The organism is [Limnothrix rosea] IAM M-220 (assembly GCF_001904615.1).
Taxonomy (GTDB): domain Bacteria; phylum Cyanobacteriota; class Cyanobacteriia; order Cyanobacteriales; family MRBY01; genus MRBY01.
On record NZ_MRBY01000040.1, the window covers coordinates 12630 to 36477 of the forward strand.

The 23848-nt window shown below is 46.1% G+C and carries 21 protein-coding genes and 1 pseudogene; 10 read left to right on the top strand and 12 right to left on the bottom strand.

Annotated elements, in window-relative coordinates; translation table 11 throughout:
• The first annotated feature begins 75 nt into the window (after nucleotides 1-75).
• Nucleotides 76-288, top strand: coding sequence for a hypothetical protein (locus NIES208_RS14070; protein WP_075893619.1), 213 nt, complete (start codon nucleotides 76-78; stop codon nucleotides 286-288).
• Between the two features lie 224 nt (nucleotides 289-512).
• On the opposite strand, the gene kefC is transcribed toward NIES208_RS14070, so the two are convergent.
• The 7 genes and pseudogenes from kefC to urtA form a co-directional block, all read right to left on the bottom strand.
• Nucleotides 513-2408, bottom strand: a complete 1896-nt coding sequence (kefC, locus tag NIES208_RS14075) for a glutathione-regulated potassium-efflux system protein KefC (protein ID WP_075893620.1) — start codon at nucleotides 2406-2408, stop codon at nucleotides 513-515.
• A gap of 50 nt (nucleotides 2409-2458) precedes the next feature.
• Nucleotides 2459-2890: an NAD(P)H-dependent oxidoreductase gene (locus NIES208_RS19065; RefSeq protein ID WP_225875317.1), complete on the bottom strand. Its 432-nt coding sequence runs from the start codon at nucleotides 2888-2890 to the stop codon at nucleotides 2459-2461.
• A 27-nt stretch (nucleotides 2891-2917) separates the two neighbouring features.
• Nucleotides 2918-3040 carry an NAD(P)H-dependent oxidoreductase gene (locus NIES208_RS19410; protein ID WP_225875318.1) on the bottom strand — a complete coding sequence of 41 codons (123 nt, stop codon included), beginning with the start codon at nucleotides 3038-3040 and terminating at the stop codon, nucleotides 2918-2920.
• Between the two features lie 507 nt (nucleotides 3041-3547).
• Nucleotides 3548-4285: pseudogene (gene urtD / locus NIES208_RS19940) on the bottom strand (urea ABC transporter ATP-binding protein UrtD); the annotation flags it as partial.
• A gap of 99 nt (nucleotides 4286-4384) precedes the next feature.
• Entirely contained in the window at nucleotides 4385-5569 is a 1185-nt protein-coding gene (gene urtC / locus NIES208_RS14090; protein ID WP_315861644.1) for an urea ABC transporter permease subunit UrtC, read from the bottom strand.
• A 17-nt stretch (nucleotides 5570-5586) separates the two neighbouring features.
• On the bottom strand, nucleotides 5587-6765 hold the full coding sequence (locus NIES208_RS14095) for an ABC transporter permease (RefSeq protein ID WP_075893623.1): 1179 nt from the start codon (nucleotides 6763-6765) through the stop codon (nucleotides 5587-5589).
• 118 nt (nucleotides 6766-6883) lie between these two features.
• Nucleotides 6884-8215: an urea ABC transporter substrate-binding protein gene (urtA, locus tag NIES208_RS14100; RefSeq protein WP_075893624.1), complete on the bottom strand. Its 1332-nt coding sequence runs from the start codon at nucleotides 8213-8215 to the stop codon at nucleotides 6884-6886.
• Nucleotides 8216-9465: 1250 nt separating this feature from the next.
• On the opposite strand from urtA, the gene NIES208_RS14105 reads away from it, so the two are divergent.
• The 7 genes from NIES208_RS14105 to NIES208_RS14135 all read left to right on the top strand — a co-directional run bounded on the left by NIES208_RS14105 (nucleotide 9466) and on the right by NIES208_RS14135 (nucleotide 14298).
• The gene (locus NIES208_RS14105; RefSeq protein ID WP_075893625.1) at nucleotides 9466-10056 is read left to right on the top strand and encodes a DUF4126 domain-containing protein; all 591 of its coding nucleotides are present in this window, start codon (nucleotides 9466-9468) and stop codon (nucleotides 10054-10056) included.
• 190 nt (nucleotides 10057-10246) lie between these two features.
• Nucleotides 10247-11119, top strand: a complete 873-nt coding sequence (locus NIES208_RS14110) for a hypothetical protein (RefSeq protein WP_075893626.1) — start codon at nucleotides 10247-10249, stop codon at nucleotides 11117-11119.
• 133 nt (nucleotides 11120-11252) lie between these two features.
• Entirely contained in the window at nucleotides 11253-11786 is a 534-nt protein-coding gene (locus tag NIES208_RS14115; protein ID WP_075893627.1) for a DUF4330 domain-containing protein, read from the top strand.
• A gap of 27 nt (nucleotides 11787-11813) precedes the next feature.
• On the top strand, nucleotides 11814-12596 hold the full coding sequence (locus tag NIES208_RS14120) for an ABC transporter permease (protein ID WP_075893628.1): 783 nt from the start codon (nucleotides 11814-11816) through the stop codon (nucleotides 12594-12596).
• Nucleotides 12597-12623: 27 nt separating this feature from the next.
• Nucleotides 12624-13082, top strand: a complete 459-nt coding sequence (locus tag NIES208_RS14125) for an ATP-dependent zinc protease family protein (RefSeq protein WP_075893629.1) — start codon at nucleotides 12624-12626, stop codon at nucleotides 13080-13082.
• A complete protein-coding gene (rimK, locus tag NIES208_RS14130; protein ID WP_075893630.1) occupies nucleotides 13079-13984 on the top strand; it encodes a 30S ribosomal protein S6--L-glutamate ligase in 906 nt (301 codons plus the stop codon). The genes NIES208_RS14125 and rimK overlap by 4 nt, the downstream gene beginning before the upstream one ends.
• 134 nt (nucleotides 13985-14118) lie before the next feature.
• The gene (locus tag NIES208_RS14135) at nucleotides 14119-14298 is read left to right on the top strand and encodes a hypothetical protein (RefSeq protein WP_075893631.1); all 180 of its coding nucleotides are present in this window, start codon (nucleotides 14119-14121) and stop codon (nucleotides 14296-14298) included.
• A 3-nt stretch (nucleotides 14299-14301) separates the two neighbouring features.
• On the opposite strand, the gene cysK is transcribed toward NIES208_RS14135, so the two are convergent.
• On the bottom strand, nucleotides 14302-15267 hold the full coding sequence (cysK, locus tag NIES208_RS14140) for a cysteine synthase A (RefSeq protein WP_075893632.1): 966 nt from the start codon (nucleotides 15265-15267) through the stop codon (nucleotides 14302-14304).
• Between the two features lie 366 nt (nucleotides 15268-15633).
• On the opposite strand from cysK, the gene NIES208_RS14145 reads away from it, so the two are divergent.
• On the top strand, nucleotides 15634-16407 hold the full coding sequence (locus tag NIES208_RS14145; protein ID WP_075893633.1) for an HAD family hydrolase: 774 nt from the start codon (nucleotides 15634-15636) through the stop codon (nucleotides 16405-16407).
• Here NIES208_RS14145 and NIES208_RS14150 read toward each other — a convergent pair.
• The 3 genes from NIES208_RS14150 to NIES208_RS14160 form a co-directional block, all read right to left on the bottom strand.
• Nucleotides 16353-17537 carry an esterase-like activity of phytase family protein gene (locus NIES208_RS14150; protein WP_075893634.1) on the bottom strand — a complete coding sequence of 395 codons (1185 nt, stop codon included), beginning with the start codon at nucleotides 17535-17537 and terminating at the stop codon, nucleotides 16353-16355. The genes NIES208_RS14145 and NIES208_RS14150 overlap by 55 nt on opposite strands.
• 143 nt (nucleotides 17538-17680) lie before the next feature.
• Nucleotides 17681-18571, bottom strand: a complete 891-nt coding sequence (locus NIES208_RS14155) for a hypothetical protein (RefSeq protein ID WP_075893635.1) — start codon at nucleotides 18569-18571, stop codon at nucleotides 17681-17683.
• Nucleotides 18572-18849: 278 nt separating this feature from the next.
• Entirely contained in the window at nucleotides 18850-19428 is a 579-nt protein-coding gene (locus NIES208_RS14160) for a hypothetical protein (RefSeq protein ID WP_075893636.1), read from the bottom strand.
• Nucleotides 19429-19628: 200 nt separating this feature from the next.
• Between NIES208_RS14160 and NIES208_RS14165 the strand changes: the two genes are divergently transcribed.
• Entirely contained in the window at nucleotides 19629-20489 is an 861-nt protein-coding gene (locus NIES208_RS14165) for a lysophospholipid acyltransferase family protein (RefSeq protein WP_075893637.1), read from the top strand.
• A 2-nt stretch (nucleotides 20490-20491) separates the two neighbouring features.
• On the opposite strand, the gene NIES208_RS14170 is transcribed toward NIES208_RS14165, so the two are convergent.
• Complete coding sequence (locus tag NIES208_RS14170) at nucleotides 20492-23638, bottom strand: diguanylate cyclase domain-containing protein (protein ID WP_075893638.1); 3147 nt, start codon at nucleotides 23636-23638, stop codon at nucleotides 20492-20494.
• Between the last annotated feature and the right edge of the window lie 210 nt (nucleotides 23639-23848).

Here is a 23848-nt window from a genome sequence, read left to right on the forward strand (position 1 = left end):
TTGACCGATTTTCCAAGCGTTCGCACTACAATAAAGGCAGAGATATGCTGCGAAACCGCTCTGGGAGGAAGTTTTATGCTAGTCATCCTAACCGAGGGACAAGTTTTACCTACAGACCAAGTTTGTCAAGGATGTTTGATGGCAGACCAAAGTGGTGCTCCACGTCTACGTCACGGCGTTCTTAAATGTGGCCGGGCAATTCAAAATGGCATGGGAGAACAGGCGCAAACTTACCAATGTCAAATGGGTTTTCGTTTAGCTCAAGTCAGTGCCCTAGCTGCTAGCTAATTGGGTTTAAGCAGAACCTAAAGTTTGGAAAAAGCGTTTATTTGCCCGTAAAGAATTACAAAGCTCCGCAATACAGACAGAAATTGTTTGTGAATATAGTCGAAGCTATCAAAGTCAAGGTGTCTGACAGGCTTTAAAGCTTGATTCTATCGGGGTTTAACATGTTAAATCTGTACTAATCTTGGCAACCACGACTATGGCAATAGTGTCGAATTTCCAGCACATTAGGATACGTCTTTGCGGAGATCTGCTGTGTCCCATGTCTGATCCGCTTCATGGGGAAGATCATAATTATCTGATTGGAAAATTTCTTGGAGATCGTCAAAGAGCTGATTACTACGGGCGACTAATCCTGTTTCATCTTCGTGAATTTCTGCCATTTCATACATTGCTTCAATGTCATGGTGACGGAAAGTTTGGGCATCGTGGTGGGCGCGGTATGCACGAAAACCTAAGAGTTTTAAGGCTTCAATGCCGAGGTGAAGGGCGGATTCGAATGTTTCTCGCTCGATAACGTCAACTTTCCGATGGATAAGCTGGTAGGCATGGCGACGGTCAACGGCTCGTACGAGGAGTTTGAGGTGTGGAAATTTTTTTTGGGCTAAGTCGATCATATGTAGGCATTTTTCTACATCGTCGATGGCAATAATTAAAAGTTTGGCATGTTCCGCTCCGGCAGATTGGAGTAAATCCATTCTTGTTGGATCGCCATAGAAGACTTTATGGCCAAATTTACGGAGCATTTCGATGTGAACGGGATCGTTGTCAAGAATGGTTGTTTGGAAACCGTTGGCAATCAGTAGGCGACCTACCACCTGACCGAAGCGACCAAATCCGGCAATGATCACTGGGGTTTTGCCATCGTCAATATTGTCGGGTTTTTGCTGCGGGGCGATCGCCTGAAATCGCGGCTGGATAAACTGTTCGTGAAAAATAATCACCAGAGGGGTCAAGCCCATGGACAACGCGACAATGACAATGAGTAGCGCCACAATTTCTTCTGGTAAAACGTTACTGCTGAGGGCAAAGGAAAAGATCACAAATCCAAATTCGCCGCCTTGGGCTAACGCTGTGGCAAAAAAGAGATTTTCGCTTAGGGGCTGCTGAAATGCTTTGCCGAGGCCAAACAAAATGACACTTTTGAGGAGCATCAAGCCTACGACCAAACCCAAAATCAATAGGGGCTGTGCCCATAGAATATTGAAATTAATCCCGGCACCAACGGAGATAAAAAATAAGCCTAAAAGTAAGCCTTTAAAGGGTTCAACGTTTGTCTCAAGCTCGTGACGATATTCGTTGTCGGCTAGGACAACACCAGCGACAAAGGTGCCGAGGGCTGGGGACAAACCGACTTCACTCATGAGTAATGCGATGCCGATCACTAGCAATAATGCTGTCGCGGTAAAAATTTCTCGCATACCCGTTGTGGCAATAAAGCGAAAAATTGGCCGCATTAAAAATCGACCCATCACGATAATGCCTCCCACTGCACCCATGACAAATAGGGTCTGTTGCCAACCGGGGCGATCGCCGGCGGCAGTTTCAGCGGCAGCGACAAGTATATTTGTCGAGGCAACTAAAGCTGTTGTTTTATCTGTCGTACCAGTCGTGAGTAATGGCATTAATGCCAACATCGGAATGACGGCAATATCTTGAAAGAGCAAGACAGAAAAGCAAGCTTGTCCGGCTTCGGTACGCATTAGGCCTTTTTCGCTGAGGGTCTGTAAAACGATCGCCGTTGAAGATAAGGCTAATGTCATGGCGATCGCCAAACTTGCTTGCCAAGACTGCCCCAATAGCATGGCAATGCCCATAATTGCAGCTGTTGTGACCGCGACCTGCAGACCCCCTAAACCCAAAATAGGGCCGCGCATCCGCCAGAGCAACGGAGGTTGTAGCTCTAAACCAATGAGGAATAGCATCATCACTACGCCAAACTCCGCAAAGTGCATCACCCCCTCCTCTGCTCCCACAAAATTGAAGCCATAGGGGCCAATCACAATCCCTGCAATGAGATAGCCCAGAACGGAGCCTAAACCTAGATGTTTGGCGATGGGAACGGAAAAAACAGCTGCGGCGAGATAAATAAAAGCTTGATAAAAAAAGTCTTGGCTATGCACGGGCTACCTCAGCAGGAGAAGGAATGAAATTTAAATCGTCATTAATATATTCACGGTTGGCGAGTTTTGCCAGTGAACTTTCCCCCGGTGTAAAGCTTTGAGAATACGTTGATAGTGATCGATATAGCCATCAATGTGGTGGCGATCGCCAATTTTGCAAGCACCATAAATCTTAAAAGGCGGTAAATATTCCATATATTCCACACCCCATCACCATGCCGTTTGCCCCAAGGGTGCGAACAATTCACCCATGGAATCATCATCATCTCCCTCGCAACAGTCGGTTTACTGCGCACCACCTGTCGCAATAACGGACAAACATTTTTTCCGTGCAAAGCTGTACCTTCATGGCCATAGGCAAAGCCATATTCCAGCACTAAATCAGGCCACTTTTTTAACATTGCCGGAGCACTGTACCAGAAAAAAGGATGCTGCCACACCACAATATTATGGTCGAGACAGAGCTGCTTTTCCCGCGGCATATTAATGGGAAGATCAAGATATTCGTCCTAGAGATCATTGACCATCACACCATCAAAATCGGCGATCGCCGCCAATAGCGCCCGATTCATACGAGACTTTTGGAGAGGCGGATGGGCAAATAAAACCAAAATCCCATGGAGGACAGCCATATCACACTAAACCAAATAGACGACTACCATAGAGCCATCATGATCCCAAATTCGCCAGCATAGCAGCCTCTATCCCAAAACATCCTTAATCTTTTGACAAGCCTTCCCCAATCAAAATTAAGCTGTATAAAGAGAATTAATTTCTGCTTCGATGGCCTCCACACGCTCTGACGGTAACGCCAATAATTCCAATAAATGTCGATATGTAATGGCCTCAAGGGCATTGACCTCATTGGAACGAATCACCTCATAGCACAACCGTAGCGCAACCTCTTTCTCTTCCACTGTTTGCAGAGGTTCCACCAAAGGTTCGAGGTAGGGGGTATTTACCCCTAAATAATTCTGTAGCTCTTCCCGTAACTCGACCTGATGCTGACTGTCATTTGTGAACTGCTCACTCAGACGTGTCAAAATTACAGCTTTTTGTTCCGGCGCAAAATTTCCATCTGCCCAAGCCATGCTGGCGGCCAAACGAATTAAATTCATCTGTGCGGGTGTAACGCTAGGTGCTTCCCCTAGATACACCTCAATGACCCGTGGATCATTTTGTACCTCGTTCATATTGCCTTCGCATAGCACCGAACCTTGGTGCAAAACAGTCACCTGCCGGGCAATTTGGCGGACAAACTCCATATCATGCTCAATCACGATGAGGGAATGGCTTTCAGCAAGGGCAAGTAATAAATTACCGACATTTTCTGTTTCTTCGTCCGTTAAACCCGCCACAGGTTCATCCACTAGCAACAAATCTGGTGACTGTGCCACAAGCATCCCAATTTCCAGACGCTGTTTTTCGCCATGGGCTAACCATGCCGCTTGGATATCCGCTTTTTCGGTTAAGCCGATCGTTTCTAGTAGACTCACGGTTTGTGTTTTTTCTGTCGCTTTTGCTTTCCCAAAGAGGGTCGCGAAAACATTTTTCTGTTGATTGCAGGCGAGATCGAGGTTTTCACGAACGGTTAGGTTTAGATAAACCCGTGGTGTTTGAAATTTTCGACCAATACCGAGGCGAGCCACTTTGTGCTCTGATAGGCCACTAATGGTTTTGCCTTTAAATCGGACTTTTCCCATTGTTGGTCGTACCTTGCCTGTAATGACATCAAGGAATGTGGTTTTACCCGCACCATTAGGGCCAATAATGACTCGTAGTTCCCCTTTACGCATCGTAAAGTTGAGGTTGTTTAGGGCTTTAAAGCCGTCAAAGCTTACGGTTAGATCTTTGATTTCAAGGATATTTTCGGACATGGTGGCTGTAATTTCGATAATGGAAGCGGGTAATGGTGTCGATCTATGGCGATCGCCAAAAATTAACAAACAAAAGAGTTAACGGGAGCGAATGGCGCACTAGGGCACTTGAGATTCTTCGTCAGCGAATATTTTTTCACCTTCCCTTTGCACTTCAGGATCTTCGTCAATGGCAGGGTAAGTGACGGGCTGATCCACGCCGAATATTCGCTTTGCCTGTACCCAAAAAACATCCTTAAACCAACCGACAATACCATCGGGTAATACGGTTACAACAATCAAGAACAGTGCGCCTTGGAAAAAGAGCCAAATTTCGGGAAAGCTTTCGCTAAGGTAAATCCGCGCGAAGTTCACAAGCATCGTGCCGAGGATTGCACCGATTAATGTGCCACGACCGCCTACGGCAACGGCAATTACCATCTCAATGGAAAAGGAGACTTCCATAAAGTTCGGGGTAATAATACCGCTCTGTACTGTGTAAAAAGCCCCAGAAATGCCGGCGATCGCCCCAGAAATTGCAAAGACAACCACCTTAAACCAAGTAGGGTCATAGCCTGTAAAACGGACACGGGTCTCATCATCACGAATTGCCACAAGTAAACGGCCAAAGCGGCCGCTAGTTAGCCAGCGACAAAGTAGATAGATCAGCAACAGAGTCACAATGGTTAATTCATAGAAAATCAATTGTGTGGAAGGATCGCCAACACGTTGCCCAAAGAAGATTGCCGTATCAGTTTTCAGACCATTTGTGCCATTAATTAGCTTTTGCTGACCATTAAAAAAATTAAAAAATACCAGCAAGGCCGCCTGGGTAATAATCGAAAAATAAACGCCTTTAATGCGATTCCGAAAGACAAGGTAACCCAAAACACCCGCCACAAAACCGGGAATTACCACCAGAGCAATGAGAGTAAAAGGCAACGAGCTAAACGGTTGCCAAAATGCTGGAAGCTTTTCGACACCATAGAGCATAAAAAACTCTGGCATCTCGCCTTCTGGCAATTGCAAGTTGAGATACATGGCAAAGGCATAGCCCCCAAGGGCAAAGAAAATACCATGCCCCAAACTTAGAAGGCCGGTATAGCCCCAAATAAGATCGATTCCTAGTGCCACGATCGCCATGGAGAGAAAACGACCCACTAATTTCAAGCGAAAGTCTGGTAATACAAGGGGCAAAATTACCATCGTTAAAATGACTAAAGCAATGATGATACCCGCTTCGATGAAAAGACGAATGCGTGATTGTTTTTGTTTATCCCGTCGGCTTAGACATACATTCATTATTTTGTATTTATATCTAGTTACAGTTCAGCAGTTCGTCCCTTCGGTGGAAATAATCCAGCCGGACGGAATTGGAGGAAGCCAATAATAATCGCAAAGGACATGACCTTCGCCATACTTGTCGTTGCGAAAAAGATTGACAAATCAAGTAAAAATTGCGGCGCTTGGATAGAGGTAAACAGGGTGACAAAGGTACCAGAGCCAATCAAATAATTGACAATGCCGATCCCCAAAGCAGCTAAAATTGTGCCCAATAAATTACCGACACCACCAACGACCACCACCATAAAGGCATCAACAATATAGTTTTGTCCGGTGTTTGGCCCGACAGAACCCAGCAGGGCGATCGCCACCCCAGCAATGCCCGCCAAACCAGAACCAAGGGCGAAGGTCAGAGAGTCCACACGCGCCGTGGGAATCCCCAAACAAGAACTCATTTCACGATTTTGAGTCACTGAACGAATCCGTAAACCCCAGTTGGATTTATTTAAAAACCAATACATTGCCGCTAAACAAATGAGCGTCAGCACAATGATAAAAATACGGCTGTAGGGCAACTGGGTCGTCCCAAACGGAATACCACCTTGCAACCATTGAGGCGCTGTGACATCGACATTTCTGGCACTAAACCACGCCTTCGTTAGGGCCTCATTTTGAGTCGCATTAGTGGCAACAATAGTCATCCCAGCAACGACCAAGGCCACAGGAATAGTGAGGCGATTTAGCCAACTCCGCACAGTTTGCTTATCCAAAGAGGCAACAGCTAGAACCTTGAGGAGCAACCAGCGAAACACATCTTTCAATAAAAAGATCACGACACCAAAGATAATTGCCCAATTCACACTGCGCACAAATTGCTGAAGAATCAAGCTCACACCCCAAGTCGCCAAGAGCGTTTCAAGGGGACGTCCGTAAAGAAAACGAATCACTCCCCGTTCCAAACCAAAACCAACCGCCGCCGCGACCAGAAAAGCACAGGGAATCGCAAACAGAATATAAAAATCAAACCAACCTTCGCCAAAACTCCTAAATACATTTTGGACAACAAAGGTGGTATATGCCCCTAGCATCATCAGTTCACCATGGGCGAGGTTAATGACCCCCATCAAACCAAAGGCGATCGCCAAACCTAGCGCCGAGATTAGCAAAACAGAGCCAATGCTAACCCCATTAAAAATTCCAATTAAAAGTTCAGTCACGAGTTCTCAAAAAATCTACTAGGACTTTACCGAGCCATGATGTAAATAACAACAAAGCTGGACTCAACAACAAGTATCAAGTCACAGCTTCACTTCAACTGTTCAATTTAAACAGATTTTAGATTTCGTACTTTTCACCCTTAGCAGGATCACTCCAGTCACAAGCAAAGCCCTTAGTCGCTTCAACATACTGGTTCCAAGCTTGGGGAGTGACAGGGCCATCAGTTTCCCAGACAATGTCAAACATACCGTCTTCACGGACTTCACCAATACGGACAGTCTTCGATAGATGGTGATTGGCATTCATCGTCACCAGACCACCGGGAGCCGCAAACTCTTGACCAATAACCGCTGCACGAACCGCTTCGAGATCATAAGCATCAGCCGCACCACCTTCAAGAGCCTGCTCGACAGCCTGCTTCCAGAGATAAACCATGATGTATGCCGCTTCCATGGGGTCATTCGTTACACGGTCTTCACCATATTCAGCCTTAAAGTCTGCAACCCACTTTTCGTTTTCAGGAGACTCAACCGTTTGGAAGTAGTTCCAAGACGCATAATGACCCGTCAAGTACTCAGGGCCAATTTGACGAACTTCTTCTTCTGCAATACTGACAGACATGACAGGATACTTATCAGGCGTAAGACCTGCATCGGCAATCTGCTTAAAGAAAGCAACATTACTATCGCCATTCATACTGTTAAAAATAACGCCACCATCAGGAAGAGCCGCTTGGATCTTGGAGATAATCGGCGTTACTTCCGTATTCCCCAAGGGAAGATAATCTTCACCGACAGTGTTGCCACCATTGGCTTCTAGCTGAGCCTTGATGATTGTATTTGCTGTGCGGGGGAAAACGTAATCAGAACCAACGAGGAAGAAGTCTGTCCCCTTGTTTTCAAGCAACCAGTCAACGGCAGGTTCGATCTGTTGGTTAGGCGCGGCACCTGTATAGAAAATATTTTTAGAACATTCCTGACCTTCGTACTGTACGGGGTAGAAAAGCATGTGGTCTTTGGACTCAAATACGTCCTTAACGGCCTTACGGCTGGCAGAAGTCCAACAACCGAAAACAACGGCAACGCCATCTTGGTCAATCAGTTTTTCTGCTTTTTCTTTGAAGACATCCCAGTCAGAAGCACCATCTTCGATAATGGCTTCAATCATTTTGCCGCCGATACCGCCAGCTTCGTTAATTTCTTTAATTGCAAGCTTTTCTGCTTCTACAACGGTCGTTTCACTAATGGCCATTGTGCCACTGAGGGAGTGGAGAATACCGACTTTGATGGTGTCACCACTGGCTTCCGGTGCTGAGGATTCAGAACCTTCGGTCGCTTCAGAATCAGGAGTCGCGGGTTCTTCGGGTGTACCGCAAGCTTTTAGGAGGATGCTGGAACCGAGAGCGGCAGAGCTGTAAAGGATAAATTTACGTCTTCCGAGATTACTCATAATTTCTTTTGATCTCAAGTGTGTGTAGTGTGCGGTGAGGAGAAAATATTAAATATTGGTTTAAGCTACATTTAAGAATTGAAGTTTAGAAGCCAGTCTTGGGAAAAAAAGTAGCTTGTGATACATAAGTGGAGTTCCTGGAGGCGAATGTCATAGTAATTTACGTTTATCGCACTAAAGGCTCATCACAAAATATCCATGGGCGATCGCCCTTTCGTTTCAGGCAAACTAAGGGATCCTCGCAGGTCTTTCAGAGTCCATAACCACAGGTAGCCTTTTAAGCATAGTTACTTAGTTTCGACGGAATGTACTCCACATAATATCCTAGAAATTTGCCGAGTGCCCCTAGATCGATGGTAGACCAAGGACTTCAGTTGTATAGCCTAGATGCTGTACAGGCAGAGCTATTGAAAGTGAGGCAGTATGTCATCGTCTCGCAACGGAGCCAGTGGAGTACAAGGCGGATTTTTTTATCAGTCAGTCAGTTGGCATTAGACAATTGCATATGAACAAGACCTATTGAGCGATGTGGTAGTCGGTTAGTCACCGCAATGTCCGAGTACTGGCACACAGTTTAGATTCATTAACGATCTCGAAGTGGGGTTTTTATCAAAAGACTCTACTCAAATAGCTGGAATAAAATATTTCTTGATCTTCAAAGATGAGTACTTTATAAGGTATTTTATGAATCATCTGCGATGAAGTTGATTGGACTCAGGCGGATATAGTCAAAGTCAGTATGTTTAGGTCTACAAAGTTGGAGATTTGTGAGCTTCTAGCGAAGTAAATGAAACCTATTGATAAAGCCTCGACTTTTAAACTCCAAGGTTTTTATTTTTATCTTGCGAGCCTTGGTCATCGATCTTCCTAGCTCAGTCCTTTGCTGTTTTGAAAAGATTGGCCAATGTGGTGATAAGTTTAGGGTTTTGAGAGTTTTAAGCTTGTTTGTTGGCTGTGATCAAATCAGTGTGATTCAACGGTTTACTGGTCAAGTTTTCACTTTTTAGAGTTGATTTTATCAGCCATTTGTTGACGCTGCTTTGATTTTTTTATTGGTTCTTTCTTGTTGTGATAGATTTTCGAAAAGTAGGCTTGTAATCTTTTCTGTGTGGCAGAAAATTGCGGAAAGATCCCAAAGGTGCTTGAAGTTTTTCTTTGGTTTTAGTCACAAGAGACCGCGGAATTTCTTTTCTATAATCACAGTGTAGGGAGTATTTTCTCGCGGCGTTTAAATTTTCGGTAGTTGCAATATGGATATTTTGCTGGCTTTGTGTATTGGTATCACCTTAAGTGCGGCCTGTGGTTTTCGGATTTTTGTGCCGCCATTGGTGATGAGTGCAGGGGCTATTTATGGTGATTTTAGTCTCGGTGAAAATTTTGCTTGGATGGGTACGCATACTGCTCTGATTGCTTTTGCTGCGGCAACAGTGGCTGAGGTTTTGGCCTATTATGTTCCGGTTGTCGATAATTTGCTGGATGCGATTGAGATGCCAACGGCGATCGCCATCGGAACTTTAATAATGTCGGCCAGTCTTGGTGCTGTGGCAGAAATCGAACCGCTACTCCAGTGGGCGATCGCCATTGCCGCCGGGGGAGGTACAGCAGGCATCATAGAGGGATTTACGGTCATGACGCGGGGCGCATCTACGGCCATGACAGGCGGTATGGCTAATCCAATTATGTCAACAACGGAGGTTCTTAGTGCGGGCGTACTATCTTTGCTGGCATTGTCTGTGCCGTTACTGGCTATTTTTGTGGTTTTTGGTGTTTTGGGGTTGGCTTTACAGCGATTAGGTCGCATTTTTCGGGACAAATCTACATCGAACAATTCTCAACTTTAGGTTTCTTCGCTATGCTGTGATCAAGTTCTTTTTATTGTTGCTAAAACGAAGTAAAAAAGTACATTTGTTCGGCATAAAAATAGTTCATTTTTTCTACTTTTAACTGTTGCTAATCATTAGTTTGTTAGAAGAAAAATAATATCTTTGAACTAATTCTTTGTTTTTTGTGTGAGGCTGGAAAGCGAAAGTTATGGTGTCTGAGAAGCGTCGGAAAAAAGCATCGGCAACGTTAGAACCCCCGTTACATTCGGAGCGATTGTTTTTGCTCGGTGGCGCTTGGGTTGCCATGGTGACTATGGGTTTTCTTGGTCTGTCGGCTCTTGTTAATCCAGAAAAACGCTTGCCTCTTATTGACCCGATGCTGGAGGCGATCGCCGCCATGAAGCAGCAGGAACACATATTTGCGCCAGCCCCGGAAGATGTGAAAGCAGATAAAACCCCTGATGTATGGTCAGCCGTTGATTTGGGTGTCGGCTACTTTGGCGAACCTGCGGAATTTTCAGCGGATGTGGTTTCCCTTGTTGCTGTTGAATCGGATGCTGTCGTGACGGCTGATGGCATCATCGAGAGCGGCTCTGTGGCGGAAACCATTGCCGTAGCACCGCCGACATTACCGCCAGCTGTGGATGTCATGCCCAAAGATAATGATGTGCCTGACTGGGTTTATTGGGCGATCGCCGTTAGTTGTATCTCCGGTTCATCTGTGATCACTTTGTTTTTGTATAAGCTCACATCACCCACAAAAGTTCAGTCACGCCCATCGACTCGCCGACCCGTGCGCAGAAGAATGAAAACAGCAGCCGTGGCTACTGCGCCTGTGACCAAAATTCCCGTCGTGGCAGTGCCCCCCATTACTCCCCTCAAAATTTCTACCCCCAAGACCGTTCAGCCGCCCACCCTAAAAATTGAGCCTGTGATCGATCCACAGCCAGCAGAGCAGCAAAAACATTCCCGCGCTGACTATCTAGCAACCCTCGCGAAAAATGCCCAGCGACAACGACCCAAGAGTTTGGTGGAAATGATGGATGTACGCCGTCGGAATCATCTCGCTCGTTTTTCCTAAGGGCTAAGTAACAGGCGTTTGGGTGCTGCAGAAAAAGTCTCAATAGTTGAGCTTACGAATTATGGGTAAGGTCTATTGCGCCACCGCAAGGCTCTATAATAGCTGCGTTAATCTTTTTGTCTTCCCTTAAGTTATGGCTCTGCTGGATTCTAAAGGACGTTTGTTCGGCAAAATTAGTGTGCTTGATGTCGGGGCGATCGCCATTACTTTAGCGGTGATTTTCGGCATCTTCTTTTTGCCCGGTAATTCGGGGTCAGTGGCGCAAATCGGTGCCAATGTCAAAACTGTCGAAGTGGAGCTTTTAGTGCGGGGACTGAGCGTCAAAAATCCAGATCGTTTTGTGGAAGAATTTCGCGAATCGGAGACCACCTCCGTGGTTATTCGCAACCAACCCTTTGCCAATATTGGGATTAAATCCATCGAGCGTTTACCCCGCACGACCCCGGTTCCCCAGCCTGACGGTACTGTAAAAGCCCTAGAAGATCCCCGCCCTGAAATTGAAAATATTACGGATCTTTCCATTATTTTGACCAGCGATGCGGAGCTCACCGATAACGGTTTTGTCTTTGGCAACAACAAAGTAAAGGTGGGTCATACCCTGCGCCTAGAAGGCTATAACTACGACTTTAACGGTAGCGTTATTGATATTCGTGCTGTCGAAGAATAACTCGGACTCCCTAAATCTGCGGAATTGATGCTGAAATATTGGCGAATTTTAAAACTATTCTGGGCAACGGCGATCGCCGCAGAATTAGAGTATCGTCTCAACTTTGTGATTGCGGCGTTAAGTAGTGCTGGCAATTTGGCCGGGAGTTTATTTAGTCTGTTTTTGTTTTATCGCACAGGCTATCAATTTGCCGGGTGGACGTGGCAAGAGGCCATGCTGGTGGTAGGAATGTTTACCTTTTTACAGGGTATTTCTCAAACATTTTTGTCCCCCAATCTCAACCGCATTGTGAAGCAAGTCCAGGACGGCACACTGGACTATGTATTGCTAAAGCCCATTAGTAGTCAATTTTGGTTATCGACGCGGATGGTGTCGCCTTGGGGATTGCCGGATCTATTTCTCGGCTGTTTGATTTTGGTTTATATGGGCAATCGGTTAGGCTTAGAGCCCTTGCGCTATGGCATCAGCCTTATCCCCATCGCCTGTGGCATCACCATTTTGTATAGTCTCTGGTTTATGTTGGGCGCAACCAGTATTTGGTTTGTGAAAATCTATAATGTCACCGAAGTTTTGCGCGGTTTTTTAGAGGCTGGACGTTATCCCATCGTGGCTTATCCGGCGATTTACCGCTTTTTCTTCACCTTCATCGTGCCCGTCACTTTCCTGACCACGGTTCCCGCTGAAACAATGCTGGGGCGATCGCCGCTGGGCTGGATAATTGGAGCAGGATGTTTAGGAATAGCACTACTATGTTTGTCGAATTTAGTTTGGCGCTTTGCATTACGGTTTTATACGAGTGCCTCTAGCTAATTTTTTTCTCCTTTAAAAGCATGCAATATGAAAAAATCCCTGCCACTAACTGTGATTGGTTGGCGTGAATGTGTCTCTTTGCCCGGATTTGAGATCCCGCTAATTCGCGCCAAAATTGATACCGGAGCAGCTTCGTCTTCGATCCACGCCACCCACATTGAATATTTCCAAGAAGGCGATCGCCAGATGATTCGCTTTCAAATTCATCCCCACCAACGCAATGTCCATGACACCGTAACCGTCGTTGCCCCTTTAGTTGAGCACCGCGATGTGAAAAGCTCCAATGGACAAAAACAAACCCGTCCCGTCATTAAAACACCCATTCAACTGGGCGAGCATTGCTGGGATATCGAGCTAAGTCTTACGAATCGATCCTTGATGGGCTACCGTATGCTGGTAGGCCGTAAAGCCTTGCGCAAACGTTTTCTTGTCGATGTCAGCAAATCCTTTTTACAAAGCCACCCCGATCACCCAGAGTCAAAATGAAAATTGCTATCCTCTCCCAAAATGCAAAACTATACTCAACAAACCGTCTAAAAGAAGCGGCGATCGAGCGTGGTCATGAAGTGCAGGTGATTAATTTTTTGCGCTGCTACATGAATATCACCTCCCACCAACCTTTTATTATTTACCAAGGGAAGCGGCTAGACGATTTTGATGCAATTATTCCGCGCATCGGTGCATCAGCAACCTTTTATGGCAATGCCGTCGTGCGTCAGTTTGAAATTATGGGGGTCTTTGCGGCGAATACCTCCCAAGCTATTTCTCGCTCACGGGATAAGTTGCGATCGCTCCAGATTTTGGCACAAAAAGGTATTGGGTTACCTGTGACCGGTTTCGCCCATGCCACAGAAGATATCGAAGGTCTCCTTGAAACCGTTGGTGGTGCGCCTGTGGTGATTAAGCTCCTCGAAGGGACTCAAGGGATTGGTGTGGTACTTGCGGAAACAAAACCAGCGGCTACCTCGGTTATTGAAGCGTTTCGCGGTTTAGATGCCAATATTTTGGTGCAGGAGTTTATTAAAGAAGCGAAGGGTATGGATATCCGCTGTTTTGTGATTGGCGACAAAGTCGTCGCATCCATGAAGCGGCAAGGGGCAGAGGGGGAATTTCGCTCTAATCTCCACCGTGGTGGTAGCTCTGGCAAGATCAAACTCACTCCAGAGGAGCGTAGTACGGCAGTGCGGGCAGCGAAGGCTATGGGTTTAAGGATTGCTGGGGTTGATTTGTTGCGTTCTAATCATGGCCCTGTGGTGATGGAGATTAATTCTTCACCGGGTTTAGAGGGGATTGAAAAAACCTCTAATATTGATGTGGCGGGCAAAATTATTGAATATCTCGAAAAAAATGCGTCGCCTTCGAGAAATAATGATCGCATCAAGTACTAGCCTGTAAATTTTCCATAGATTTCTAGTCAAAAAATAGTTGCAAAATATGGGGCAGGCGATCGCCCCAAGAGTTGACGCTATGACTGCCGTTGGGGTCTTCAACGATAAATAAGTGTTGCAACCCAAAAGAGCCCATGAGACATCGCGAAAAAAATTGCGCCTACTGCCAAAAATCGACTGAAATTTGTTACCGCATCCAATACGACACAACCCAACAATGGCAGCTCGTTTGTCCAGCCTGCCAAAAGCAACTTAAAAAAGATAATCCGTTTTATCGTTATGGCGGCACTTGGAAAGCAAAAAAAAAGAAATAATGATTAGTGAGTCATGGTTGCAATTACATTGGCAGGTAAATCCTGATAGAGCGGTGTACTAAGATAACGTTCACCGTAGCTTGGTTGAATCACCACGATGAGTTTGCCTGCATTTTCTGGACGTTGGGCAACTTTAATGCCTGCACAAATGGCAGCTCCCGTCGAAATCCCTGACAAAATCCCTTCATCCCGCGCCAACCGACGACCATATTCAATCGCCTCATCGTCAGTGACCGTAACCACTTCATCAATTAATTCTTGTTTTAAAACGCTCGGAATAAAGCCTGCCCCAATCCCTTGAATTTTGTGAGGCCCCGGCTTGCCTCCTGAAAGGACTGGACTATTGGCAGGTTCGACGGCGATCGCCTGACATTCAGGCTTATATTTTTTCAAGACATCCGCAATCCCTGTAATTGTGCCACCAGTACCGACCCCAGCCACAATCATATCGACTTTACCCTCGGTATCTTCCCAAATTTCAAGAGCCGTCGTTTTGCGGTGGGCATCGGGGTTCGCGTTGTTATTAAACTGCTGCAACATATAGGCATCGGGCAGACTATCCACAATTTCCTGCGCCCGCGTAATACATGCACTCATGCCCGCATCACCAGAAGTCAGTTCGAGTTGTGCGCCATAGGCCAAAAGCATTGCTCTTCGTTCCGTACTCATGGTTTCCGGCATGGTCAGAATCAGCTTATAGCCCTTTGCCGCTGCCGCCATTGCTAGAGCAATACCCGTATTTCCAGAAGTTGGCTCCACTAAAATTGTTTTGCCCGGCGTAATTTCCCCTGCCGCTTCCGCCGCCTCGATCATATTGACACCGATGCGATCCTTTACCGAGGCTGCCGGATTCATACCTTCGAGCTTTACCACCACTTGGGCAACGCAATTTTCCTGCTGAGCAATGCGATTTAATTGCACAAGGGGAGTTTTTCCCACTAACTCGGTAATATTTTTAGCGATTCTCATAGTGTCGGTTTCATGCCGGAGGGCGGGCTGGAAAGTAATGCCCTTTATTATAAATGTCACCTTCGTTCAAAATTGCGGATTATCCCACCATCAACGGCACGGGTTTCCTGCTATTTCAAGGTTTGTGAAAATCGTTAAGCCATTGAGTCAGTGACACGGAGAGGGAGAGAGTAGGGGAAAGGGTGAATTCCTGACGAATTTGGACATCAGAACTTTTATCTTTATTAATTTTGTCGTTTTTCAATCACCGCGTCCCCCAATCACCGCGTCCCCCAATCCCCCGTTCCCCGCGTCTCTTTCGCGTTTACGAACTTTGCCAGTATATTAATCAAGTCACAAAAATTGGATTGAACTGGACTAAAAATTATGGCGAAATTAGAGGCTTTGATTTTCGATGTGGATGGCACCCTCGCCAATACAGAAAAAGATGCCCACCGCGTCGCTTTTAATCGCGCTTTCGCCGATGCTGGACTAGCTTGGGAATGGTCTGTGGAGCTGTATGGCAAGTTGCTAAAGGTCGCTGGCGGGAAGGAAAGAATTCGGTTTTATATCAAAGATTGGCAGCCTGAAATGCCTGAAGTGGAGGATCTGACAGAGTTTATCAAAGGACTCCACGCCAGCAAAACAAAGCATTATTGTGACCTCCTCGCTAATGAAGTTTTACCGTTACGCCCCGGTGTGCGCCGATTAATTAATGAGGCTCGCGAAAAAGGTATTCGGTTGGCGATCGCCACCACCACGACTCCAGCTAATGTCACAGCCCTTGTGACCCACTCCCTCGCCCCCGATGCCATGGATTGGTTTGAGGTAATTGCAGCGGGTGATATGGTTCCCCAGAAAAAACCCGCCCCCGATATTTTCCTTTATGCCTTAGAAAAGATGAATCTAAATGCAGATCAATGTGTGGCATTTGAAGATTCTGGTAATGGTTGGTTATCCGCGAGAGATTCTAATTTAACGACTGTTGTGACGGTGAATAATTACACCGAAAACCAAGATTTTACAGGCGCAGATTTGATTTTGAGCAATCTTGGGGAACCGGATCAACCCTTTAAGGTAATGTCCGGAGATGTTGGCAAAAAAAGTTATTTTGATGTGGAGTTGGCAGCAGATTTACTTAGCCGGAAAAGCAATACTTGATTGACCTGATTTTCACTGAAATTATTGTCGCTAATCAAGACTAAACTTTGGCTCCCATCCGCCAGCTTGGGGCCAAGGGTCATGCCCTCTAGATTATCTAAACCGATGCCAATGGTTCTCAGGTCAAAAAGTAACGTCTTTTGCATCGGCGTAATGGTGTCGGCAAGTTCAGGAATTGACTCGATGCGCGATGTGTCAGTGGCATTACCAATGGTTGTTTGAAATAACTTTGCGCCCGCGCCGCCAAGACCATAGGTGCGTTCCAAACTTAGTAAATAGCCTTCCTTTGGTAGTGCAATCAATTCCACTAAACCATTTGCCACAACACCTTCTGGAGTCGGTTCTAGGGGATAAAGATGCTCCCCAATTAAGACCGGGTTGCCGATGGGGTTAATGACATAGTGTAAAAAGCGAATCGGCTGCGAAATATTTTCTGGAGAATTGTCTTGGGTGAGTGAAGATTCTGGCGCAACAAATAGCCGAAAGGGATCTTCTGGGGCTATTGACGGTGTGCTTAAACTTAAGGCTTCAAAGCCTAAATTATCTTGTACGCCTTGCTCGTCACTCAGAGGTAAAAAGCGCTCTGGAATCCGCAGGTTGTCAATTTCCTGACCGTTTAAATTAAACTCCTTCACAAAGGGATTGATTTGCTGCTTGGTCACGCCTTCACTGGCAATAAAGAGGCTGTTGCGGGGCGATAGACTTAAGCCTTCTGGATCGATTGTGCCGCGGCTAAAACTGTTACCTTCTGCATCGGTTAGGGTAACGATTTTTTCAAAATTAACGCTTTCAATCTGCGGAATCACGCCGGCTTCGTCTAGTTTGATGCTTAGTTCGTAGAAGCGGGCTGGGTCAAAGTTAGAGCGGTCATCACTGAGGGCATAGAAAACGCCTCGACGCGGATCATAATTTATCGCTGATAAACCGCCAATCTTTGTGTCTTGAAAGCTTGTATCGAGAATATGGTACTCGTCTAAAAATTCGACTGTTAGGTTACTTAAAAAAGTACGGGGATTGGTGGGTGCTGGCTGGGGGGTGACATTTGTGCAGCCTGAGAGTAATAGCAGACTGAAAAAACAAGCAATGGTAAAAGTCAAAATGCGTGGCGATCGCCCCAAAAAAAGCAACATAATCACAACCTAAAAAAGCGAGACAGAGCAAAAATAAACAAGAAAAAAGGGGACAACTCCCCCAATCAAGTTAACAGATACAAGATTCTGTCTGGTGGGCGATCAGTCGGCGATCGCCGCCCATCGATGTTTTCTAGCGAAATTTAAATTTCACCATAAGCACGATCAATGAGGCTTTTCGCAATAGTTTGCGTACCAGTATGCTCGTAGTAATTAGTACTAGCATCGATAAATGCCGCCACATAATCCAGCTTATTATCAGAAACATCAATGATAGTTTTGATGTGATCCATGACCTTTTCTGGCGTTAAACCACGGGCAGTGACAAAGCCATCCATCCACTCTTTCATTGAGTCAAAACTGTTATTAATAAAGCCGAGTTTACCATCAGCGCCATTACCGGGAATAAACTCACGAATCCGCGCAAAGGCCGGATTATTAGAAAGTTCACCGCTGGAAATATTGTGAATAGTTGCTTGCACTTTCTGGAGAAAATCTGGGCCAAGGGGAATCAAGCCATCCACACAAACGAGGGTCGCTAAGCGCATAATTTCCTCGCCGCTGTAGTTACCCACTGCCCCCATAAAGTCACCGATGCTGTCACCGGGGATGCCGTTAATTTTGCAATAGCAGGTAATCTCCGCCACGAGTTTAAGACTCAGGTCGATCGCCTGGGCTTTGTCCGCACTAGGAGTAACTTTTTTCATAAAGCCACCCACTAGGGGGATTTTATCCCCGACTTTATTCGCCATCGCCGCCACCGCCAAAGCTTTATCAGCACGGTCTACCGTCTGGTAAATCCACATGGCTCGTTGGTAACCTTGATTTTTGTCCGAATAGAGCACAATGGCGCGATCGCGGATCGCTTGAACTATTTCAGGATCATCTTCCCCGGTCACCTCAGTGACCATATTGTTAAAACCGACAATATTTTTCCATTCCCCCGGCACAGCAAAATCAAGACTATTTAGCATCATGGTCGTAATATTGCGTTGGGGTAGCTCGTCCATTAATTCAACGATGGATTCACTCATAAAAACTCCTAGTTGTTGTCAATCAAATGTGGTTAATAGTTGGTGGATGCAAAAGCTTTCTGACAGAAGCCTCAAAAGTTCCCCTCTTGGGAGGGGCTAGGGGTGGGTTGCGATCAGTTATGCAACTCACGGAAACCCCTTCCGCCTTCGGCACCTTCCCCAAGGAAGGATGTTTTGTAGTGAGACTTGCTTACTTTTGTCAAAACTCTAAGTTCAGGACAAAAAATTAACGGGTTAATGAACTTTGCGACTAACCCGCCATTGCATTGCCTCAATGCTTACAAGCTCGAAAGTCCTTTTAAATCAACTTTGCCGAGCCATGCTTTGCGATCTACATCGGTAAAGGAATCATCCCGTGACATCACTTTCACTTGGTAGCGATCGCCGACGAGAACGGCGTGGGCTTTTTTACCTTGGGCAACAAGGGGGAAACCAGCAACCTGCTCCTTTGCCCCCTCAAATTTGCTGCGTGCCGTTAAATTCGTGACGGTATCAGAAATAGAGATCTTAGCCATCTCTGTGCCCTTTTGGGATAGCTTCACCTCAGCAAACCCTTCCTTTTCTTGGGTGTAGGTCACATCAAAATCAGATCCTGTGCCCTCGGGGAAAAATTTGTTAAAAGCACTACCTTTCTGGGGAGGTAAGCCGGCAATGTCCTTCATGGAAGAACTAGGCGTGGCCTCTTCTGGGGCAGTAGGGGTTGTGGCTGCAGGGGCAGGTTCTGTTTGAGGTGCGGTGGTGGTGCTAGAGCCATTGGCAGTACTAGCCGGAGGTGAGGTCGGAGTACCACAGGCCGTTAATAAAAAGACTGTTAAAAGTAAAGGGGCGATCGCCCTTTGGATTAGTCTAATATTCATACTTTTATAAATAATTTAACTTTACGATCTCCTCTAATTGTGGCGGGATTTCTTCGGGATCAGCCAAAAAATTAATAATCAAGAAAGAAATTTATCTCCCAAGAGAGACCGACTAAGAGGTCTAATATGAGGTGTCACATTCTTTAGATAGAGAAAGCATGCCATACTTTGAAGATATGTAACGCTCGATTTTAGGCCATATGCAGCTTTTTCCTCCATTTTTACCTCCAGAATCACCCCTAGATGGTTGGTCGTTGGCAGGTCGTGATCCAGCCGTGATTCGACAATGGCTGCCTATTTGGGAATGGCTGTATACCTATTATTTTCGAGTGCAAACTAGTGGCTGGGAACATATTCCAACGACCGAAAATGTGTTGGTGGTCGGTTCCCACAATGGTGGTTTGGCAGCGCCGGATATGTGGATGATGATGTATGACTGGTTTAAGCGCTTTGGGACGGAGCGACTCACCTATGGTTTGATGCATCGTAATATTTGGACAGTGTTTCCTGAGTTGGCAAAGTTTGCGGTTAAAACGGGAGCATTGGAAGCTCATCCAAAGGTGGCGATCAAGGCCCTAAAGGCGGGTGCTGATGTCTTGGTTTATCCCGGTGGTGGTCAGGATGTGTTTCGCCCCCATGGCGATCGCCACAAAATTTATTTTGCGGAAAGACGCGGTTTTATTAAATTGGCCTTGCGACAAAAGGTGGCTATTGTACCCGCGATTTCTTGGGGGGCTCACGACAGTATTTTTGTGATCGACGATATTTACGACGAAGTGAAACAGTTCCTAGAAACTTTTAATTTGCCGTGGCTTTTTGGTATCGATCCAGAGGTTTTTCCGGTTTATCTCGGCTTGCCTTGGGGGTTAGCCTTTGGCCCTTTCCCAAATTTTCCGTTACCCACCCCCATGCACACCCGTGTTTGCCCACCGATTCGCTTTGAAAAGTACGGTCGCCAAGCGGCCAGTGACCATGACTACGTCGAGGCTTGTTATGAACTGGTGCTCACCACCATGCAAGCGGCACTGGATCAACTCATTATTGAAGTAGAGGGTCGCTGAACCTAGGGGGAGGCGATCGCCACAGATTGTAGCAAGCGAGCAATCTCCTCCTGCGTTTGCCATGCCCCAAATAATTGTCCCTGACCCAACCCACAATGGAAATTACATGCAATACATCGCTGATGTTCGGTCTGAATATCTTGCACTAATATGTTCAAATCTAGGCTGTGGGCTAAATGAACTAGCGCTTCAAACAAGGCCACCTCTGGATCTTGTTCGCTCACTGCATCCTTGAGAACCGTTGCTGCGATCACCACCCCCTGAATTAACTGATGATATTGGGGACTAAGCACGAGGTTGGTTTCCCCAAAATGCCCTAAATATAGGCACACACCAAGGGTTCTGAGCTGTACAAGGTGCTGTCGCGCTTCCGTTTCTGTCACCCCTTCAAGATTTTCGCAAAACTCAATCACAAGTTGTTCGTAACTTAAATTGTACGTCTGGGGCAGATCAGTAATCAGATGCACTAACTGGGGATCCCGCAGTTGTTTGCTCGACATTGTCATGTGGAGCTTTAGGGGTTTTGTGGGAGACATGACTTGCCATTGCTGGAAATCTTGGCAGGCAGCCTGAAAGCCCCAGCGAAGTAATTGGCGACTGAGCCCTGTTTCGGTGGCGATCGCCCAAAAATCCTCAGGATCAACCCAGCCATTGCGGGGATGGAACCAGTGAATCTGCGCCGCAACAGCCACGAGCTCCTGTTTTTCTAGGCTAAAAATCGGTCGATAGCGCATCGCCAAACCCTGATCGGCGATCGCCTCCCGTAAATCTTGCTCTAAATGACGACGATTGGCAATTTCCGTTTGAAGCTTGCGATCAAAAACCTCCGAGCGCGATCGCCCCCGAGATTTCGCTTGGTACATAGCCACATCAGCATCCTGCAACAACGCATCAGGACTCTGATAATCATGAGAACCTTGGACAATGCCAATACTTGTATTCACAAAAACATCTTGACCCGCTAGCCGAAAAGGTTGTTGGAGCACACCATGAATCCGCTGGGCAATTTGCAAAGCATAGCTTTCATGGTGAATCTCATCCAGCAAGATCACAAACTCATCCCCCCCCAATCTCGCAAGCGTATCCGTTTCCCGCAGACAATCCTGCACCCGCAACGCAAAAGCCTGAAGCAGCTGATCGCCTACCTGGTGACCGAGACTATCATTAATCCACTTAAAATGATCTAAATCTAAAAACAACACCGCAAAATCGTAGCCAGAGTATCGTTGATGGTGCTTAAAAGATTGCTTCAGGCGTTCCTGTAGTAATGAACGGTTGGGTAAATTTGTCAGCGGATCATATAAAGCATCATGGATCAATTGTTTTTCCATCTGTTTGCGATCACTAATATCCACCATCTGCCGAATCACATGGAGAGGCTCACCCGTGGCCGTTTCCACCAAAACAGCTTGCATGAGGGCATGGATCACTTGCCCATTTTTCGCGAGGTAACGTTTTTCCCGTTGAAACTGTTTAATATGTCCCGTCTTTAGCTCTAGATTTTGATGTAAATCTTCCGGTACATCATCGGGGTGAGTCACATCCAGATAGCTTGTCCCCTGTAGCTCTCGTGGCTCATAGCCTAGGGTGTGGCACCAGGACTGATTAATGGTTTCGTAGCGCCCTTCAAGATCGGTAATGGCCATACCGATCGGTGCCAGATTAAAGGTTTGTCGAAACTGAAAGTCACTTTGGTAGAGGTGATCGGCCACAGCACGGCGCTCTGTAACATCCGTTTGAATCCCAATGAAATGGGTTAAATAACCCTGGTCATCCCGGACGGGAAAAATCTGCAACTCATTCCAAAATAAATCACCTGTTTTGCGATAGTTGCGTAACAGTACACGGCAGGGTTGACCGCGGAGGATGGCCTTGCGTAGTTCATCTAAAGCCGGCTGTTGGGTTTGTTGTCCCTGTAAAAAATTGCAATTTTGACCGACAATTTCTGAGGTGTCATAGCCCGTAATTTTCGCAAATCCTTCGTTGGCATAAATAATCGGGTTATGCACCTGCTGTGGATCGGTAATGACAACTCCTTGCTCGATGGCATCAATGGAGCGGTGTAACAAATTCATATTTTGAGTTTGTTGGTGATGGGTCACTGCTGTCGCCAAAATATTGGCGATCGCCTGTAGAAAATAAATTTGATCCTTAGAAAAGACCTGAGTCTCCAAGCTATAAACAGCCAAAACTCCCCAGAGATGATCACCAGACCCGATCAAGACACTCACACCACTAACAATGCGGTGATTGTGCAGTAATGCCTCCCCCTTAAACCGTGTTTCCAGACGAAGATCTTCAATCACAACCGTTTGCTTTGTTGCCAAGGTATGGCCCACATGACTCTGGGTTGGCTGCTTACTCACCGTCACTAAACCGATCAGATCATCCGCCCAACCATAACCAGCCTCTAAAAGACAGCTAGAGGTATTGGGTTGTGAGCGATAGAGACAGGCAAATGGTAGATCTAAAATGCGGGCAACAGCCGTAACACTCTGGCAAAACAAGCGATCAAGCTGTGCTGTTGTCTCTAAACTCAGTTGTCCAAGGCGAGCGATGGTGGATTGTTGCTTGGCTTTCTGGCGCAATTTTTGCTCGGTCAGCACCCGCTCACTTTCATCTTCAAGGAACATCAAAACTTGGTCTGGCTCTAGATAGACGTAGTCAACCTTGAGATAAATCTGGAGGTGGTCAAATTCGAGGTGATAGGTGCTAGAGCTTTTAGATTCGTAGCAATCAACAAGGTAACGATACAGCGCCGGTAAGCCTAAAAATAATTTCTCAGGCTTGTGGCCAATCGAGATGGTTTGATGCTCTAGACTGTTTCGGCTAAACTTTGCGGCGGCTGGATTAAAGTCGACTAGCTGTAGGGTTTCGTCAATGTATTGCCAGTTATAGCAGGGGATTGGCAGGGAAAAATACTGTTGATATTGTTGGCTATATTGGTGGTCAAATTGTTCTTTGAGGTCGTGATATTGGTGCATTGCCTCGTGATATTTGCCGAGGGTTTGCTCTAGGGAAGTTTCGATGGTGTTGATATATTCTGCCTGTTCCTGAATCTTGGCGATCGCCCCACCATAGGACTGCAGTAACAGGAACCATAATGTTTTTTCTGGGGAAGAAGTATTACGAGAAGCAGATTGAGACATCGACTACCTTGAATTTGTAGTGTCCTAAAAAATTATTAGACTATATCTAAATCCGTATTTTTACGGAGTATGTCAAAACTATTTGTCGTCACTTTTAGTCTGGGCAGATCACAAAAAAAAGATTTAACTAATAGTTTAAACCGTAGGATTCGCCAAATAAGCAAAATCAATTTAAAGGATCTTAATAATTTACAATTATAGAAATTATTT

Bases quoted from the DNA above. Each gene is read 5' to 3' on its own strand.
- NIES208_RS14070 (WP_075893619.1), top strand. From the start codon at position 76: ATGCTAGTCATCCTAACCGAGGGACAAGTTTTACCTACAGACCAAGTT.
- NIES208_RS19065 (WP_225875317.1), bottom strand. From the start codon at position 2,890: ATGCCGCGGGAAAAGCAGCTCTGTCTCGACCATAATATTGTGGTGTGG.
- NIES208_RS19410 (WP_225875318.1), bottom strand. From the start codon at position 3,040: ATGGCTGTCCTCCATGGGATTTTGGTTTTATTTGCCCATCCGCCTCTC.
- urtA (WP_075893624.1), bottom strand. From the start codon at position 8,215: ATGAGTAATCTCGGAAGACGTAAATTTATCCTTTACAGCTCTGCCGCT.
- NIES208_RS14105 (WP_075893625.1), top strand. From the start codon at position 9,466: ATGGATATTTTGCTGGCTTTGTGTATTGGTATCACCTTAAGTGCGGCC.
- NIES208_RS14110 (WP_075893626.1), top strand. From the start codon at position 10,247: ATGGTGTCTGAGAAGCGTCGGAAAAAAGCATCGGCAACGTTAGAACCC.
- NIES208_RS14115 (WP_075893627.1), top strand. From the start codon at position 11,253: ATGGCTCTGCTGGATTCTAAAGGACGTTTGTTCGGCAAAATTAGTGTG.
- NIES208_RS14120 (WP_075893628.1), top strand. From the start codon at position 11,814: ATGCTGAAATATTGGCGAATTTTAAAACTATTCTGGGCAACGGCGATC.
- NIES208_RS14125 (WP_075893629.1), top strand. From the start codon at position 12,624: ATGAAAAAATCCCTGCCACTAACTGTGATTGGTTGGCGTGAATGTGTC.
- rimK (WP_075893630.1), top strand. From the start codon at position 13,079: ATGAAAATTGCTATCCTCTCCCAAAATGCAAAACTATACTCAACAAAC.
- NIES208_RS14135 (WP_075893631.1), top strand. From the start codon at position 14,119: ATGAGACATCGCGAAAAAAATTGCGCCTACTGCCAAAAATCGACTGAA.
- cysK (WP_075893632.1), bottom strand. From the start codon at position 15,267: ATGAGAATCGCTAAAAATATTACCGAGTTAGTGGGAAAAACTCCCCTT.
- NIES208_RS14145 (WP_075893633.1), top strand. From the start codon at position 15,634: ATGGCGAAATTAGAGGCTTTGATTTTCGATGTGGATGGCACCCTCGCC.
- NIES208_RS14150 (WP_075893634.1), bottom strand. From the start codon at position 17,537: ATGTTGCTTTTTTTGGGGCGATCGCCACGCATTTTGACTTTTACCATT.
- NIES208_RS14155 (WP_075893635.1), bottom strand. From the start codon at position 18,571: ATGAGTGAATCCATCGTTGAATTAATGGACGAGCTACCCCAACGCAAT.
- NIES208_RS14160 (WP_075893636.1), bottom strand. From the start codon at position 19,428: ATGAATATTAGACTAATCCAAAGGGCGATCGCCCCTTTACTTTTAACA.
- NIES208_RS14165 (WP_075893637.1), top strand. From the start codon at position 19,629: ATGCAGCTTTTTCCTCCATTTTTACCTCCAGAATCACCCCTAGATGGT.
- NIES208_RS14170 (WP_075893638.1), bottom strand. From the start codon at position 23,638: ATGTCTCAATCTGCTTCTCGTAATACTTCTTCCCCAGAAAAAACATTA.